The organism is Streptomyces sp. NPDC001351, assembly GCF_042896045.1.
GTDB lineage: Bacteria > Actinomycetota > Actinomycetes > Streptomycetales > Streptomycetaceae > Streptomyces.
Window position 1 is genome coordinate 142,516 of sequence record NZ_JBIAWS010000003.1, and the last position, 15,591, is coordinate 158,106.

Annotated in this window: 9 protein-coding genes and 2 pseudogenes; 6 read left to right on the forward strand and 5 right to left on the reverse strand. The window is 69.5% G+C overall.

The window, feature by feature from the left end; genetic code table 11:
- The first annotated feature begins 173 nt into the window (after nucleotides 1-173).
- Nucleotides 174-2,834 carry an RICIN domain-containing protein gene (locus ACFY1U_RS10990; protein WP_390693804.1) on the forward strand — a complete coding sequence of 887 codons (2,661 nt, stop codon included), beginning with the start codon at nucleotides 174-176 and terminating at the stop codon, nucleotides 2,832-2,834.
- Nucleotides 2,835-3,028: 194 nt separating this feature from the next.
- On the opposite strand, the gene ACFY1U_RS10995 is transcribed toward ACFY1U_RS10990, so the two are convergent.
- Nucleotides 3,029-3,430 carry a hypothetical protein gene (locus ACFY1U_RS10995; RefSeq protein WP_390693805.1) on the reverse strand — a complete coding sequence of 134 codons (402 nt, stop codon included), beginning with the start codon at nucleotides 3,428-3,430 and terminating at the stop codon, nucleotides 3,029-3,031.
- A 254-nt stretch (nucleotides 3,431-3,684) separates the two neighbouring features.
- Between ACFY1U_RS10995 and ACFY1U_RS11000 the strand changes: the two genes are divergently transcribed.
- Nucleotides 3,685-6,138: a SpoIIE family protein phosphatase gene (locus ACFY1U_RS11000; RefSeq protein WP_390694506.1), complete on the forward strand. Its 2,454-nt coding sequence runs from the start codon at nucleotides 3,685-3,687 to the stop codon at nucleotides 6,136-6,138.
- A gap of 67 nt (nucleotides 6,139-6,205) precedes the next feature.
- Here ACFY1U_RS11000 and ACFY1U_RS11005 read toward each other — a convergent pair whose 3' ends face one another.
- Nucleotides 6,206-6,481: a hypothetical protein gene (locus ACFY1U_RS11005; protein WP_390693806.1), complete on the reverse strand. Its 276-nt coding sequence runs from the start codon at nucleotides 6,479-6,481 to the stop codon at nucleotides 6,206-6,208.
- Nucleotides 6,478-7,299 carry a phytanoyl-CoA dioxygenase family protein gene (locus ACFY1U_RS11010; RefSeq protein WP_390693807.1) on the reverse strand — a complete coding sequence of 274 codons (822 nt, stop codon included), beginning with the start codon at nucleotides 7,297-7,299 and terminating at the stop codon, nucleotides 6,478-6,480. The genes ACFY1U_RS11005 and ACFY1U_RS11010 overlap by 4 nt, the downstream gene beginning before the upstream one ends.
- Before the next feature lie 82 nt (nucleotides 7,300-7,381).
- Here ACFY1U_RS11010 and ACFY1U_RS11015 point away from each other — a divergent pair, with 82 nt between their 5' ends.
- Nucleotides 7,382-8,197: a helix-turn-helix domain-containing protein gene (locus ACFY1U_RS11015; RefSeq protein WP_390693808.1), complete on the forward strand. Its 816-nt coding sequence runs from the start codon at nucleotides 7,382-7,384 to the stop codon at nucleotides 8,195-8,197.
- On the opposite strand, the pseudogene ACFY1U_RS11020 reads toward ACFY1U_RS11015, so the two are convergent.
- A pseudogene (locus tag ACFY1U_RS11020) lies at nucleotides 8,181-9,922 on the reverse strand (alpha-L-fucosidase). The gene ACFY1U_RS11015 and the pseudogene ACFY1U_RS11020 sit on opposite strands and share 17 nt — an antisense overlap.
- Before the next feature lie 515 nt (nucleotides 9,923-10,437).
- On the opposite strand from ACFY1U_RS11020, the gene ACFY1U_RS11025 reads away from it, so the two are divergent.
- Nucleotides 10,438-11,658 carry a peptidase S8 gene (locus ACFY1U_RS11025; RefSeq protein ID WP_390693809.1) on the forward strand — a complete coding sequence of 407 codons (1,221 nt, stop codon included), beginning with the start codon at nucleotides 10,438-10,440 and terminating at the stop codon, nucleotides 11,656-11,658.
- Between the two features lie 339 nt (nucleotides 11,659-11,997).
- Here the strand turns inward: ACFY1U_RS11025 and ACFY1U_RS11030 are convergent.
- A pseudogene (locus tag ACFY1U_RS11030) lies at nucleotides 11,998-12,395 on the reverse strand (Lrp/AsnC family transcriptional regulator); the annotation flags it as partial.
- Nucleotides 12,396-13,119: 724 nt separating this feature from the next.
- Between ACFY1U_RS11030 and ACFY1U_RS11035 the strand changes: the two are divergent.
- The gene (locus tag ACFY1U_RS11035) at nucleotides 13,120-14,109 is read left to right on the forward strand and encodes a LysR substrate-binding domain-containing protein (RefSeq protein WP_390693810.1); all 990 of its coding nucleotides are present in this window, start codon (nucleotides 13,120-13,122) and stop codon (nucleotides 14,107-14,109) included.
- A 181-nt stretch (nucleotides 14,110-14,290) separates the two neighbouring features.
- On the forward strand, nucleotides 14,291-15,469 hold the full coding sequence (locus ACFY1U_RS11040) for a S1 family peptidase (protein ID WP_390693811.1): 1,179 nt from the start codon (nucleotides 14,291-14,293) through the stop codon (nucleotides 15,467-15,469).
- The last annotated feature ends 122 nt before the right edge of the window (nucleotides 15,470-15,591 follow it).

Consider the following 15,591-nt stretch of genomic DNA (forward strand, 5'->3'; position numbering starts at 1 on the left):
CCTCTCAGCGCCTCCGCCTACCGGATCCGCTCCACGAAGTGATCCGAAAAAAATCCCGACTCACGGCAACCCTGGGCAAGGCCTGTGACAACAAGGAAGCAGATCCGGCCAGTTCCGATGCCCCGGTATCCGATTTTCCGCTCATGAACGGCATGCAAGGAGAACAGTCCTCCATGAACAACCCCACGAACGGCGGGCGCCGCGGGCGTCACCGCCGCCGCTGGACCGCTACCGGTCTGCTGCTCGGCGTGCCCGCCGTCCTCGTGCCGTATCTCCTGTACGCGCAGGAGGACTCGCAGGCCGCGACGGTCGACGGCGACGCCTACTACCGGCTGGTCTCGGTGCGCAGCAACAAGGTGCTGGACGTCAACGCCTTCTCCACCGCCGATGGCACGCGCATCCAGCAGTGGGCCGACCAGAACACCGCCAACCAGCAGTGGAAGCTGAAGTCCACCGGGGACGGCTACTACGAGCTGGTGAACCGCAACAGCGGCAAAGTGCTCGGCATAGCAGGCAATTCCACCGCGCAGGGGGCCGCCGCCGAGCAGCAGACCGACCGTTCCTCCACCTCCCAGGAGTGGCAGATCAAGGAGGTGAGCGGTTCCGACGCCGTCACCCTCACCTCCCGCAGGAGCGGCCAGGTCCTGGACGTCTTTGGAGGCTCCACGGCCCAGGGCGCGCCGGTCATCCAGTATCCCAGCAGGGGCAGCACCAACCAGCAGTGGAAGCTGGTGAAGACGGCCGAGACCCAGACGACCGGGACCGGCGGTGCGCAGACCACGGCGGCGGCCGGACCGTACGTATGGAAGAACGCCCAGGTGGTGGGCGGGGGTTACGTCACCGGGTTGGTGTTCAACCCGAAGGAGAAGGGCCTGCTGTACGCGCGCACCGACATGGGCGGCGCCTACCGCTGGGACACCGCTGCCGAGCAGTGGATCCCGCTGACCGACTGGCTCGGCGAGAAGGACTGGAACCTGCTCGGCATCGACTCGCTGGCCACCGACCCCGTCGACCCCGCCCGGCTCTACCTCGCGACGGGCACCTACACCAACGAGTGGGCCGGCAACGGCGCGATCCTGCGGTCCACCGACCGGGGCCGCACCTTCAAGCGCACCGATCTGCCGTTCAAGCTGGGCGGCAACGAACCCGGCCGCGGGGCGGGCGAACGGCTCGTGATCGACCCCGCGAACCACGCCAACCTGCTGCTGGGCACCCGCAAGAACGGCCTGTGGCGCAGCACCGACTACGGCGCGACATGGAGTCAGGTCTCCTCGTTCCCCGTCAAGGGCGGGGCGAGCAGCGGTGCGGGCATCTCCTTCGTGACGTACGGCCCGGCCGGTAGCAACACGGTGTACGTCGGCGTCAACGACACGTCCACGCCCCTGTACCGCTCCACCGACGGCGGCAGCAGCTGGCAGGCCGTTTCCGGGCAGCCCACCGGCCAGATGCCGCAGCACGGTGTGGTCACCAGTGACGGGTCGCTGTACCTGTCCTACAGCAACAGCATCGGCCCCATGGACGCGACGACGGGCTCGGTGTGGAAGTACACCCCGGCCGGCGGCGCGTGGAAGAACATCTCTCCGCCGCAGGGCTCCTACGGGTTCTCCGGTCTCGCCGTCGACGCGCAGAAGCCGTCCACGGTGATGGTCACCACCCTGGACCGGTGGTGGCCCGAGGACGAGATCTACCGGACCACCGACGGCGGCACGACCTGGAAGGCGCTGGCGGACAAGTCGCAGCGCGATGCCTCCGGCGCTCCGTACGTCGGCACCCACACCGGGCACTGGATGACCGCGCTGGCCATCGACCCGTTCGACTCCGGGCACGTGCTGTACGGCACCGGCAACGGCATCTGGAGCAGCAAGGACGCCAACGCCTCCGACAGCGGTGGCACCAGCCACTGGATCTCCGGGGCCCGCGGGCTGGAGGAGACCTCGCTGGCCGACGCGATCGCCCCGCCCGGCGGCGCCACCCTCATCACCTCCATGGGCGACCAGGGCGGCTTCCGCTACGACTCCGACGACTCCCTCACCCAGGTGCCGTCCGGCCGGATCGCGAACCCGCTGATGAGCAGCAGCAGCGACATCGACTTCGCCCAGTCCAACCCCTCGGTGATGGTCCGCGTCGGCCGTGGCGGCGACCAGGACGGCGCCTACTCCACCGACGGCGGCCTCCACTGGAACGGCTTCACCGCCGAACCCGTCCCCAGCGCGAACATGGGCCACGTCGCCCTCTCCGCGGACGGCTCCACCATCATCTGGGCCGAGGACGGCCAGGCCCCCTACCGCTCCACCGACAAGGGAGCCCACTGGACCAAGGTCAACGGCCTGGGTACCGACGCCGTCATCGTCGCCGACCGCTCCACCGCCAACACCTTCTACTCCCTCACCAACGGCACCCTCAGCGCCAGCACCGACGGCGGCGCGACCTTCACCACCCGCACCACCAACCTCCCCTCCGGCCACCTCACCGCCGTCCCCGGCATCAGCGGCGACCTCTGGATCTCCGGCGGCGACAGAGGACTGCTCCACTCCACCGACGGCGGCCGCACCTTCACCACCCTCACCACGGTGAAGTCCGCCTCCGCCCTCGGCTTCGGCAAGGCCAAGACCGGCACCGACTACCAGGCCCTCTACCTGATCGGCACCGTCGACAACGTCACCGGAGTCTTCCGCTCCACCGACAAGGGCACCACCTGGACCCGCATCAACGACGATGCCCACCAGTGGGGCGCCATCGGCAGCCTCGGCGTCATCACCGGCGACCCCGACACCTACGGACGCGTCTACATCGGCACCAACGGACGCGGCCTCCTGTACGGCGACCCGTCCTGACCCCGACGCCCGAGCGGGGCCGCAGCCGCCACGGTCTGCGGCCCCGCCGGGGCTGAGGACCCACCAGCCATTCGCCCGCTCCGGCTCCGCGGCCCGGACGGCGGCTCGGCCCCACCCGGTCACCGCGCACCTGTTCAAGGCCTCCGCGGCGAAGCCGAACGGGCCGCCCGCGACACCGGCCTACCCCTCAAATTCTACTGACTACCCGTCAGCCCACGTCGCCCGTACGGTACTTGGACGCGAAGCAGACCGCCGCGGCGCCGGCCGCCACGACCGCGAGACCGGGACTCGCCCGCACCGGGCACGTCGTCCTCGGCGAGCACCGCCGCGGCCATGAGCGCGTACAGCTGAAGCACGACGACCCGGTACGGCGTCAGGTCGTGCTCAGGCTGCGCGACGGTGATGAGGTCCGCCTGCCTGAGGGCCCGGTGCCCGGAGCGCGCTACGTTCGGGTGGTCCGCCCTGGTGGGCAGGCAGCCGTCCATGGTGGCCGACCCACCAGGCATGCCAGTCGTGCGGGACCCCATGTCCGCGGTGCTGTGCCGACCGGTCGCCTCGGCGGCGATCCGGTCCAGGTGCGCGCCGAGCGGTGTCACCTCCTGGTACGCGCGGCCCTCCCCCGGCGTGGGTGACCATGCCGGAGTGGAACTTCTCGGCGCGCTGCCGGGACCTCCGCCGCTGGAAGCAGCAGACGGCGTCGGAGCCGGGCCACGGCCTGGAAGGACGCTCCTGTCAACCCGAGCGCACCGGCCGGAGCGCCGTGGAGCGGCGGACGATCTAGGCTGGAAGCAGCCGCTGGAAACCAGCCCTCATGGGCACGGATGTCCGCACGGAGGCATGGCGCGTGGAGATGGCCGGCAGTCAGGACGCCCCCACTGCCGTTGCCGTCGTGGGCCCCGACGGCGTGGTGAGCGGCTGGAGCGAGGGGGCCCGGCTGCTGCTGGGCTGGACGGCGCAGGACACCGTCGGCCGCCCCGTGACCGATCTGCTGGTCGATCGCCCACCGGCCGGCTTCCCCGAGGGGTGGGGCGCGGACCCCGACGCCACAGAGTTGATCCCCTTGCGCCACCGGGACGGTTCCACCGTGGACGCCGTGGTGGCTGCTCACCCGCTGTTCGGCAGCGAAGGCCGGGTGCTGGGTCACGTGGTGACCGCCCAGCGCTGGGGACGCCGCCCCGTGATCGCCGATCGGGCCTTCGAGCAGTGCCCTTTCGCTCTCGGCGTCTACGACCCTGAGCTGCGGTTCCTGTGGATCAACGCCTCCTCAGGCCGGGTGATCGCGCACTCCGAGGAGCAAGTGCTCGGCAAGAAGTACCGCGAGCTGTTTCCCGAATTCGACCGCACGCTGTTTCCCGAACGGGACGACAAGCCCTACACCGACAAGCTGGCCGAAGTGGCGAGGACGGGTGAGCCCGCGCGCCTGATCACCGTCTTCCGCCCTCTCGGCAGCAACTACGCCAACGCCTGGGCCACCAGCATCTGGCCCGTCCGGGATGCCCGGGGCAGGGTCCGCGCGATCGCCAACTGGGGATTCGACATGAGCGCCGAGTACTGGGCTCGGCAGCGCCTGCTCCTCCTCAACAAGGCCAGCGGCGGCATCGGCCGGACACTCGACGTGATCGGCACCGCCCAGGAACTGGCCGACACTTCCGTGCCGGGATTCACCGACCTCGTCACCGTGGATCTCTTCGACGAGGTGCTGCGCGGGGAGGAGCCACCTTCCGTGCCCGCGTTCGGCCCCGGCGAGACGATCGTGCTCAGCCGTGCCGGTCAGCGCAGCGCGAACGAGGACACCGACCGCGCTCCCGGCCCCACGACGCCGGTGGTCCACACTTCCGGTTCTGTCGCCGCCCGCTGCATGGCCACGGGCAGGTCCACGGTCGAACTCGCCGCCGAGCCCGGCGAGGGCGGCGAATGGGCCTTCGGGCCCGGGCTCGCCGCCGACCCGGCCCACTGGCCGCCGGACAACCCGGTGATCGACGAGTCCCTTGCCGCGGACGGGCTGACCGGCCGGATCACCGTGCCGCTGCGGGCCCGCGGCGCGCTGCTCGGCGTCGTCGCGTTCTCCCGCCTCGACCGGCCCGAGGCCTTCACCGCCGACGACCTGATCCTCGCCGAGGAGCTGACCGCCAAGGCAGCCGTCGCCATCGACAACGCCCGCCGGTACTCGCGTGAGCGCACGACGGCACTGACCCTGCAGCGCAGCCTCCTGCCGCAGGGCTTGCCCAAACAGGAGGCGGTCGAGGTGGCGTCCCGCTACCTGCCCGCCGGGACCGGCGCGGAAGTGGGCGGTGACTGGTTCGACGTCATTCCGCTGTCCGGTGCCCGGGTCGCCCTGGTCGTGGGCGATGTCGTCGGTCACGGACTGCACGCCTCGGCCAGCATGGGCCGGCTGCGCACGGCGGTCCGTACCCTCGCCGACGTGGACCTGCCGCCGGACGAGCTGCTGACCCACCTGGACGACCTGGTCCTGCACCTCGCCAGCGACCTCCAGGCCACTGGCGACTTCCAGCCGACGGGAGAGTCGGGGGCCACCTGCCTGTACACCGTCTACGACCCCGTCTCCCGCCGCCTCACACTGGCCAGCGCCGGCCATCCCCTGCCGCTGATCATCTCCCGGGACGGCACCAGGAGCCCGGTACCCGCCCATGCGGGACCACCGCTCGGCATCGGTGGGCTGCCCTTCGAGGCCACCGAGCTGGAGCTGCCCGAGGGCAGCCTGCTGACCCTCTATACCGACGGACTGCTGGAAAGCCGTGAGCGCAACGTCGACGAAGGGATCGCCGAACTGCTTCGGGTCCTGAACCGGCCGACCACCTCACTGGAGGCCCTGTGCGACACGGTGATCGACGCGATGCTCCCCGAACGCCGTACGGACGACGCCGCCCTGCTCCTCGCTCGCACTCGCGCGCTGGATCCCCACCACGTCGCCGACTGGGACGTCGAGCCCGACACCGCCCAGGTGCCGCGCGTCAGGAAGTTCGCCGTCGACCAGGTGGACGCCTGGGGCCTGGAGGAGGCCGCCTTCGTCACCGAACTGGTCGTCAGCGAGCTGGTCACCAACGCCATCCGATACGGCGAGCCACCGATCAAGCTGCGGCTGATTCGCGATACCTCCCTGATCTGCGAGGTCTCCGACGCCAGCAACACCGCTCCGCACCTGCGCCGGGCCCGCGACTTCGACGAGGGCGGCCGAGGTCTGTTGCTCGTCGCCCAGCTCACTCAGGGCTGGGGTACCCGGCACACGACCAACGGCAAGACCATCTGGTGCGCGCAGACCCTTCCCGAGACCGGGCCGCACTGAGACCCGAGCGCACGGGCAGTCACCGGCCGCGCGGCAGAAGGCGTCACGGCAACGGCATCGCGCCCGGTCAAGGGCCGGAGCCGTCCTCCACCTTCTCGAAGAAGAACTCGTGCTTGAGGAAGGAGACGTCGTACTCGTGACCGGGCTGCGGCGGCAGCAATTGGGAGGCCTGGAACAGACGCCACCCGTCGTGCAGTGCGGCAAGACCTGTCGCGTAGGGCGGCTCGTCGCTGTCACCGGTCGTCGGACGGGTCCGGCCGGTCCCGTCGTACCGGGACCAGCCCACCACATGGGAGTCGAGCGCCGACGTCGCGAGATAGAGGACCAGAACGTGCTGCCTCATGCGTGACTCCTCTCCCGGTCCGGCCGGTTGCTGACGCGCGTGACCCAGTACTCGACGTCGAACGAGTCGTCACCGGTCAGGGCCCGCCACAGCAGGACGCGGTTGTAGATCTCCAGTCGGGCCGTGGCCTGCTCGTACCAGGGGAAGTACGTGTTGAGTTCCGCGGTCACCGCAGGGTCGTGCAGGTCGGAGACATCCCACAGACGCACCTGTGGGACCGTCGGGTTCAGGCGGAGCTTGTACATGTAACGGCGGCGCGCGGTGTCGTTGCGGCGGCCGCCGTGCCAGATGCCGTGGTGCACGAGAACCACCGTGCCCGCCGGGCAGGTGAGACGGGTCTGTCCCCTGAGGTTCTGGACGCGGCCGACATCCGTCTCGTTGACCCTGCGCAGATGGCTTCCGGGCACGCTGAGGGTGCCGCCCATCTCGGCGGTCACCTCGTGCGGATAGTACATGAGCTGGATGTCGAAGGCGTCCGGCCGCACGTCGATGATCGCGTCTGCGTGGAGCGGCTGCGCCTGTCCCTCGTGCGGCTCGCGCACGTGAACCGCTTGGTGGTCGACGGTGGGCTCGGGCCCGACCAGGCTCTCGACGGCGCCTGCGACGACCGGCAGGGCGAGCAGCTGGTGGACGAAGGTGCCGGGCGCGAACGCCCCGCCCAGCGGAGTGCCGTAGGACACTTCCGGCAGGCCCTCGGTCAAGGCCGCGATGGCCCGTTCATTGATCTCCTGCGGCACCACCCCGTCCAGGCGCAGGAATCCCTGCGCGACGAAGCGCGCCACCTGAACCGATGTCAGGAGTCGCTTGCTGGTTGACATGCGACGAACGTACGCGCCCGGTCCAGCTCCGTCGTGGGCTGAAATCGTCCAGTGCTGGTAGTTTTCCATCCTCGTGAAGCACGTGACGCTACGACTCGACGAGGCGCCCACCGTGGTCGCCGCCGGCATCGGGGTACACGGTGTCTCCACCTCCCACGACGTCTTCCGGCTGCCCGACCTGTGGCAGCTGCACCTCTACCACTACGAGGGTGCTCTGTCCCTCGGGCAGTCGGTCCACCCCATACGCCCCGGCCACGTCAGCCTGGTGCCGCCGAACACCGAGGTGCACTTTCACTACCGGGGCAGGTCGGAGCACTTCTACGTCCATCTGCGGCTGTACGACGGCGGAACCGCGCGAGTGGTGCCGGTGATGCAGGACGCGGCGGCCGAGAGCACACGCCTGGCCGATCTGCTGCGACACGCCGTCACGGCCATGCCGACCTCTCCCCCGCGAGCCACGGCCGAGGTCTGGACAGCCCTGTGGCGCATCGCCGAGTTGCCGAGGGGCGAGGGGGCCGGGCGCCGCCACCCCTTCGTGGCCGCCGCACAGGCCTACGTCGAGGAACACCTGGCCGGACCGCTGTCCGTGCCGGACGTCGCTCACACCGTCGGAATCTCCCACACACACCTGACGCGCGTGTTCCGTGCCGAAACCGGCCTCACGGTCGTGTCGTACATCCGGCACCGACGCCTTCAACGCGCCCGCCATCTCCTGTTGTCGTCCACCCTTTCCATCACCGCCATCGCCGCGGCCGTGGGCATCGCCGACCTCCAGGCGTTCAACAAGGCCTGCCGCCGTGAACTCGGCGCGAGCCCACGTGACGTACGTGCGCAAGCCCGCGCGGGGCTGGATGCCAGGGATGCCACCGGGGCGGTGCCGGTCAGCCGACCGGGCTGAACGTCCACAGCAGGTTGGTGCTCTGCTGCCACGTCCACTGCTTGGTCACGGACCCTTCGGCGACCAAGCCTCCGCCGTCGAGGACCAGTCCCGTGCTGCGGTTGGCGATCGAGTACCGCCCCTGGCCGCGGTGGACGATCTGCCACTGCTGGGTGTCACCGCCGTCCCAGGCCATCTGCCGGGCCGGGTCGCCGTTGCCGGTGGCGCCCCAGCCGCCGACGACCATGCCGTTGCTGCGGTTGACGAGCCGGTAGCAGCCGTTTCCGAGTTCGACTGCCTGCCACTGGAGATTGGTGCTGTCCACCGCCTCCCACTGCTTCAGGTCCGAGCCGCCGGCGACATGGCCACCGCTGTCCAGCACCAGGTGGTTGGTGACATTGGTCAGGCGGAAGTACTTGTCGGGCCTGAACGTCACCTTCAGGGATCTGACGACGTCATTGTTGCCGGTCACCCGGAGGTCGGGGGTGTTCGAGGTGAACGTTCAGGCGGTGCCGGTGAAGTTGTCGCCGGAGTAGCCCGTCACCTGGTAACCGTCGGGCACCAGGACGGACGAAGCCGTGGCGGGCGCCAGGCCGGCGGCGGACAGCTGGGAGGACGTGTAGCCACCCAACGGCAGGACGGCGCGGGCACCTTCGTAGTCGACGTCCGAGGTCACCGCCGCGGAAACGCTCACGGGCATGCCCTGGACCTGGACCCCAACGCACAGCACGGAGACATCGGCGTTCGGCGCGGTGGCCGGCACGGTGACGTCGATCTGGTCGGTGACGGTGTACGGGAGCGGGACCGAGGGGTTGTTCAGCAGGTAGACGCGGCTGATCGTGTTGTCGATCGCCGGGATCCGCAGTTGGCCGTTCGTGGGGGCCGGTTCATCGGCGCGGAGGGGATCCCGGACTCCGCGACCGCGTAGTCGCCGAGACCGTGGTCCCGCTTGACGCGTTCGTTGACGATGAGACCGGGCTTGCAGGCGCTCAGCCAGTGGTAGAGGTCGACGCCGTCCGCTTCCAGCCACCAGTCCTGCAGGGTGGGGCTGGAAGGCTCGCCGAACCAGTCGCCGTCGAACCACAGCAGCGCCGGGTCGTAGCAGTCCAGCAGTTCCTGAAGCTGCGCCTTCAAGTCGGCTATGTAGGCGGTGCGGGCGGCCTGCGAGGCCATCGTGGTGAGACCGCTTTGGTGACGGTCGGTCTGGGACGGGTGGTTCCAGTCGAGTATCGAGTAGTACAGGCAGAACTTGATCCCACGGCTCTCGCACTCCCTCTTGAGGTCCATGAGGAGGTCGGTCTGGACGCCGTTGTAGTCGTGCAGGTTGTACTGCCTCGTACCGGTGGTGTCGGTGAAGCCCGCGACGTCGGAGTCCCACATCGCGAAGCCCTCGTGGTGCTTGGAGGTGATCACGAGGTACTTCATGCCGGCGTTCTTGGCCAGTTCGGCGATGGCGGCGGCGTTGAACTGGGTCGGGTTGAACTTCTTGGTGACCTGGCTCTGGTAGTCCGCCTTGCTCCACTGCTGGCTGTCGAAAGCCCACTCGCCCTGCCCGAGCTGCGAGTAGGACCCGAAGTGGATGAACATCCCGAACCTGGCCTGGTACCACCAGTCCATCTTCGAGGGGACGGCGTACGCCTCGGCGGTGGAGGGCCACAGGATCTGCGGCAGACCGAAGGCCGCCACACCCCCGGCAAGGGCGGCGCCCTTCATCAGAGAGCGTCTGCTGAGGGAGGCAGGGGACATGGTGCGGCTCCATGGGTCGAGAGGGTTTGACAGGGCGAGCACGCAGGGAGGAGACATCGGATGGATTTACAGGAGACCGACGATGACTGCGTTCATAGCAGGGGTGAGATTGACTCAAATCGGGCATGTACAGGGAGTTTGGGTCGCACATGAGTCCCGAAGCGCCCAACCCCCCGCCAAGTGAAGCCCTAGACATAGGATCTCTTGGATCGAGACGACCGAGTTCATCACCCCCCAGGTCGACACCGGCCGAACGCGCCATCCGTGGCGTCGTCGCGCACTGGAAAGAGCCGGGTCAAGCCATGGTAGGGCCGAATTTCAGACAAGATTCATCCGGCAACGGCACATGAAAGCTTCAGGAAAAGCAAAGGAACATCCCTGATTCCATCGCCGCCTTGTTGTCGTGACCCCGACATCCATACGGTCTGCGCGATCACGGTGCACACCCCGCACCGAGGTCGTACCGCGCACCCCCCACAGCCCTTCCCGGTCACCCATTATGCGAAGGACGCACGTTGCGCAGAACCGTTTCTCTCACCGCCGTGGCCACGCTCGCCACGGCCGCCCTCGCCCTGGCCGCCCCGCTCGGTCAGGCAGCCCAGGCCACCACCTCCCCGTCCCACGGCGTCACCGTCGCCCACGCCTGCGCCAACCCGACGAAGAAGGGCGAGATGGCCTGTAACGCCCTTCAGGTCACCGCCGGCACCCCGAAATCGGCGCACGCCGAAAGTGACCTGACGGCCGCCGCCGCACCCTCCGGCTACGGCCCCGCCTCGCTGCAGTCGGCGTACAACCTGCCCTCCGCGAGCGGAGGTTCGGGGCAGACGGTGGCCATCGTCGACGCCTACGACGACCCCAACGCCGAGTCCGACCTCGCCACCTACCGCTCCCAGTACGGCCTGTCCGCCTGCACCGCCGCCAACGGCTGCTTCACGAAGGTCGGCCAGAGCGGCGGCACCAGCTACCCGCGCGGCGACTCCGGCTGGGCCGAGGAGATATCCCTCGACCTCGACATGGTCAGCGCGGCCTGCCCGAACTGCAAGATCCTGCTGGTGGAGGCCAGTTCGGCGTCCATGACCAACCTCGGCACGGCCGTCAACACCGCCGTGCGGCTGGGCGCGAAGTTCGTCTCCAACAGCTACGGCGGCTCCGAGTCCTCCAGTGACTCGACGTACGACTCCAGCTACTTCAACCACCCAGGTGTAGCCATCACCGTCTCCTCCGGCGACAACGGCTACGGGGTGGAGTACCCGGCCGCGTCCAAGTACGTGACGGCGGTGGGCGGTACGTCCCTGAAGACCGCGTCGAACTCCCGCGGCTGGACCGACACGGTGTGGAGCGGTGCGGGCTCCGGCTGCTCCACGTACGACGCCAAGCCCACCTGGCAGAAGGACACCGGCTGCGCCAACCGCACGGTTGCGGACGTGTCCGCGGTCGCCGACCCGAACACCGGTGTCGCGGTCTACGACAGCTACCGCTCGGCCACCGGCTGGATGGTCTTCGGCGGCACCAGCGCCTCCTCCCCGCTGATCGCCGCGACCTACGCGCTGGGCGGCGCCCCGTCCGCCGGTTCGTACCCCGCCTCCTTCCCGTACGCGCACACCTCGGCGCTGTACGACGTCACGAGCGGCTCCAACGGCAGCTGCGGCGGCTCCTACCTGTGCACCGGCACCACCGGGTACGACGGCCCGTCCGGACTCGGCGTCCCGAACGGGACGGCCGCGTTCACCGGCTGAACATGATGTAGACCGGTCGGAGCCGGCGGCGACGCCGGCTCCGGCTCACCCCCAAGTCGTCACCGGCACGAACGAACTGTCCTGCCGGGAACGTCCTGACGCTCCTCTGGCACGTGCCCTGGCTGTTGCCCGGTTGAGTGCGCCGCGGGGAGCCGTCAGGGTGGCGCAGGGCCGTGGCGATGCGCAGTTCCGGGCGTGCCGAGGCGATCAGGTCGGCTACCGCGTCCTGGGCTTAGATCTCCACCGCGCCGAAGGGTCGGCGATCTTCAGGATCGCCGCGCGCGTCCCGTCGTCGCGGCGTCCCGCCGGTCGAGCAGGTCCCTCTCGCGCGTACGGTCGCCAGGGGAAGTTCTCCACGGATGCGACACCCTCGACGGGCCGCACGACGTCGTTGATGAAGCCCAGAAGATCTTGAGGCTGAGGCACACCACCTCCGCGAACAGGTCGAAGCCGCCGGCCGTCAGGACCGTGTACACGACTTCGTCGTGCCGGGACCGTTCGTCGGCGACCTTCCGGGAATCGCCGTCGATGCGCAGGCCCAGGAGTGCCATCGTCTGCCGGCCCATGGTCATGGGGTCGGTCACTCCGACGACCTGGACCGCCTTGGCGTCGATCAGCCGCTGCAGCCGGAGCCTCGCGGCCGAGGGTGACAACCCCACCTTCGGACCCAGGTCGGCGTACGGGATCCGGCCGTGGACCTGCAGCTCCCGCAGGATGGCCCGGTCGATGTCGTCCATGCAGTGTTGCGTCGAGCATGTGTTCCGCCGAGCGGCTTGAGGGGTCGTTTGCCGCGAACACGTTGGTCAGATGGACGCTGCCGTCCGTCGCACCCACGTCGAGCGGCTTCCTCGCGCAGCAGGAGCCGCGCCCGACCTGAGGACAGCACCAAACATGGCTCCGCGGCCCGGCCGGATCAGGTCCTGGTGGAGCCGCACCGGATCATCCCCGGCCGCCACGGCTCGCACGCGGCTGTGAGTCACAACCCCGCCGCGTACGGGCGCACAGTCCGCCCTCATCAAATCCTCAGGGTTCCTCGGGAAGTCTCCAGGGCCGACGTGGAGTCGACCTGTGGAGGGGCACGGATCGTGCATTCGTTTGTGTACGAATGGAGCACATACGGTGGGGAGCGGCCGTGGTGAAGGCCGGTGGCCGGGGGCGACGTGCGGCACGCGCCCGCCGGATGGCCTCCTCGGTGTGGCTTCCCTCGACGGCAGGGCTGCTGTCGTTGCCGACCGTCGCCGGAAGCGCGGCTGTTCGCGGATGGCGTCTCCCGGCCGTTCCATGCGTGTTCCCGCATGGTCATTCCCCGGTTCCGTTCCTACCGCTCCGACGTAGACCAGCCTTTCCGGGGATGTCTGGTCGCTGCTTCGGCGGTCCTGCGGGACTTGGTTCACGAACCGGACTCTCGTCGAATCTTCGCCCCACGATGTATTCGCCGACTTTCTACCGTATGGGTTTGCCATGGAGCTGGAGTTTCGTCATCTGAGGATGATCCGGGCCATCGGTGATGCCGGAAGCGTGACCAAAGCGGCGGACCGTCTGGGACTCGCGCAATCGGCGCTCTCCAGCCAGCTGAAACGGATCGAAGCCGCCGTGGGCGGGAAGCTCTTCGAGCGGGGCCGGGAAGGCGTACAGCCGACCCCGCTGGGCGTTCTGGTGCTGGAGCGGAGCCGAGTTCTGCTGCCTGCGATGCGTCAACTGCAGGAGGATGCCCTGCGATTCGCGACCGCGGCGCGCGAGGACAGCGAACTGCATGTGGGGGCGACCCAGGGCCCATTGCTGGGCGCGCTGGTCGACCGACTGGCGACAGCTCGGCCCGAGCTGGCGGTGAGCACTCAATCGTCCATGTCAGCCTCAGAGCTGGTGACCCGGGTGGTCGACGGTCGGTTGGACGTCGCCCTGACCGGGTACTGCGGGCACCGCAATGCGACGGGCGACGAACGGCTGGAATGGCGGGAGATCGCCGTCGACCCGGTGTTCGCGCTGCTCAACGAGGAGCATCCGCTGGCAGGTGAGCGGGAGTTGAGGCTCGAAGAGCTCGCTGACGAGCGCTGGGCACTGCCGCCCGGCGAGAGCTGCTTCGGAGAGTGTTTCGCGGCCGCCTGCGTCCGCGCGGGCTTCCTGCCCCGGTCGGTGTACGAGGCCGATGCTGCCTCCTGCCTTCACCTCGTCCTCTCGAACCGGGCCGCCGCCCTGTGCCGGGCGACGTTCTCGCCGCCCGCCGGCACCGTGGCCGTTCCGCTGGCACCACCGCTGTTGAGCTGGCGTCAGCTGATCTGCTGGCGTCCGCCTACGCCGGCGCACCTGGCGGACGAGTTGGTCTGCTACGCCAGAGCGGCACACGCGGAGGCGGCGGCCCGCAATCCGGTGTACGCGGCATGGCTGCGACGACAGGAGGAAACAGCTGTACGGCTCGGGGTACGCGGCGCTCCGCTCTCGGCGGACCGCTGACCCCGTCCGGGCCCGGCCGACCCCGACCCGCTCAGCACCCGCGGACGCGACACCCTGACCGGCCCTCCTCCTCCCGTGTTACAGCCAGGTCCATAGCGCCGACAGAGGGGTCTTTTGACATGTCCCGGACGCTTTCCATCCTGGCTACGGTTCCGGCAACCCCCACTCGAAGGAGATCCCGATGTTCCGACGTCACACGGCGGTTGCCGCCGGCTCCCTGGCCATCGCCGCGCTGGTCGCCACGGTCGCACCGGCGGGCGCCAGCACGAACGAGACCGCGGTCGCCAGGGCCATGACGGCCCATCAAGAGGGTGCGGCCCCGGTACCCGCCGCCCTGCTCCCGGCGCTCCGGCGCGACCTCGGCCTCACTCCGCAGGCCGCCGCGACCCGCCTGGCCGGTGAAGCCCGGGCCGCCGCGACGCAGGAAGCACTCAAGCGGACGCTCGGCGACCGCTGGGCCGGCGCCTGGCTCAGCGACTCCGACACCACCCTGACGGTCGCCACCACCGACCCCGCCGCCGCCCGGACCATAGTCGCGGGCGGTGGCCGAGCCCGGGTCGTCCGGAACTCCCTCGCCGCGCTCGACCGGGCCAAGGCCACGCTCGACAGGGCGGCCCGCACCGCCACCCCGAAGAACACGCCGCTGTGGTACGTCGACCAAGCGGCCAACACCGTCGTCGTCCAGTCCACCGACACCGAACGCACCAAGGACTTCCTCGCCAGGTCCGGAGTGGACCACGTCCTCGTCCGGGTCGTCCGCGCGTCGGACGCCCCCCGGCCGCTGGCCGACCTCCGCGGCGGTGACGCCTACTTCATCAACAGCGCCGCCCGCTGCTCGATCGGCTTCCCGGTCACCCAGAACGGCCAGCCCGGCTTCGTCAGCGCCGGCCACTGCGGACAAGCGGGCTCCAGCGCCGCGGCTCCGGACGGCACCTCCATAGGAACCTTCCAGGGCTCGACCTTCCCCGGCAACGACTACTCGTGGGTGCAGGCCGATTCGAGCTGGACGGCCCAGCCCCAGGTCAACAACTACGCCGGCGGCACGGTGACGGTCTCCGGCTCCGCCGTCGCCCCCATCGGCTCCTCGGTCTGCCGTTCCGGTTCCACCACAGGCTGGCACTGCGGCAGGGTCCGGGAGTTCAACGCCACCGTCAACTACGCGCAGGGCAGCGTGTTCGGCCTCACCCGTACCAGCGTGTGCGCCGAGCCCGGCGACTCCGGCGGCTCGTTCATCTCCGGCAACCAGGCCCAGGGCGTCACCTCCGGCGGCTCCGGCAACTGCACCGTCGGCGGAACCACCTACTTCCAGCCCGTCAACCCGATCCTCCAGGCCTACGGCCTGACCCTGGCCACCGGTTGATCCAGGACCGGCTGATACTCCAGCAGGAATTCTCCGTCTGACCTGCGGGTTTCTCAGTCGTCAGGGCTAAGGGCCGCGAAGCGGTCAGGGGCGGCCTTCTGCAGGCCGCCCCTCGATCGGGC

Excerpts from the sequence above, each read along its gene's own strand:
- ACFY1U_RS11035 (WP_390693810.1), top strand. The coding sequence starts at position 13,120 with ATGGAGCTGGAGTTTCGTCATCTGAGGATGATCCGGGCCATCGGTGAT.
- ACFY1U_RS11010 (WP_390693807.1), bottom strand. The coding sequence starts at position 7,299 with ATGTCAACCAGCAAGCGACTCCTGACATCGGTTCAGGTGGCGCGCTTC.
- ACFY1U_RS11000 (WP_390694506.1), top strand. The coding sequence starts at position 3,685 with ATGGCCGGCAGTCAGGACGCCCCCACTGCCGTTGCCGTCGTGGGCCCC.
- ACFY1U_RS11005 (WP_390693806.1), bottom strand. The coding sequence starts at position 6,481 with ATGAGGCAGCACGTTCTGGTCCTCTATCTCGCGACGTCGGCGCTCGAC.
- ACFY1U_RS10990 (WP_390693804.1), top strand. The coding sequence starts at position 174 with ATGAACAACCCCACGAACGGCGGGCGCCGCGGGCGTCACCGCCGCCGC.
- ACFY1U_RS11040 (WP_390693811.1), top strand. The coding sequence starts at position 14,291 with ATGTTCCGACGTCACACGGCGGTTGCCGCCGGCTCCCTGGCCATCGCC.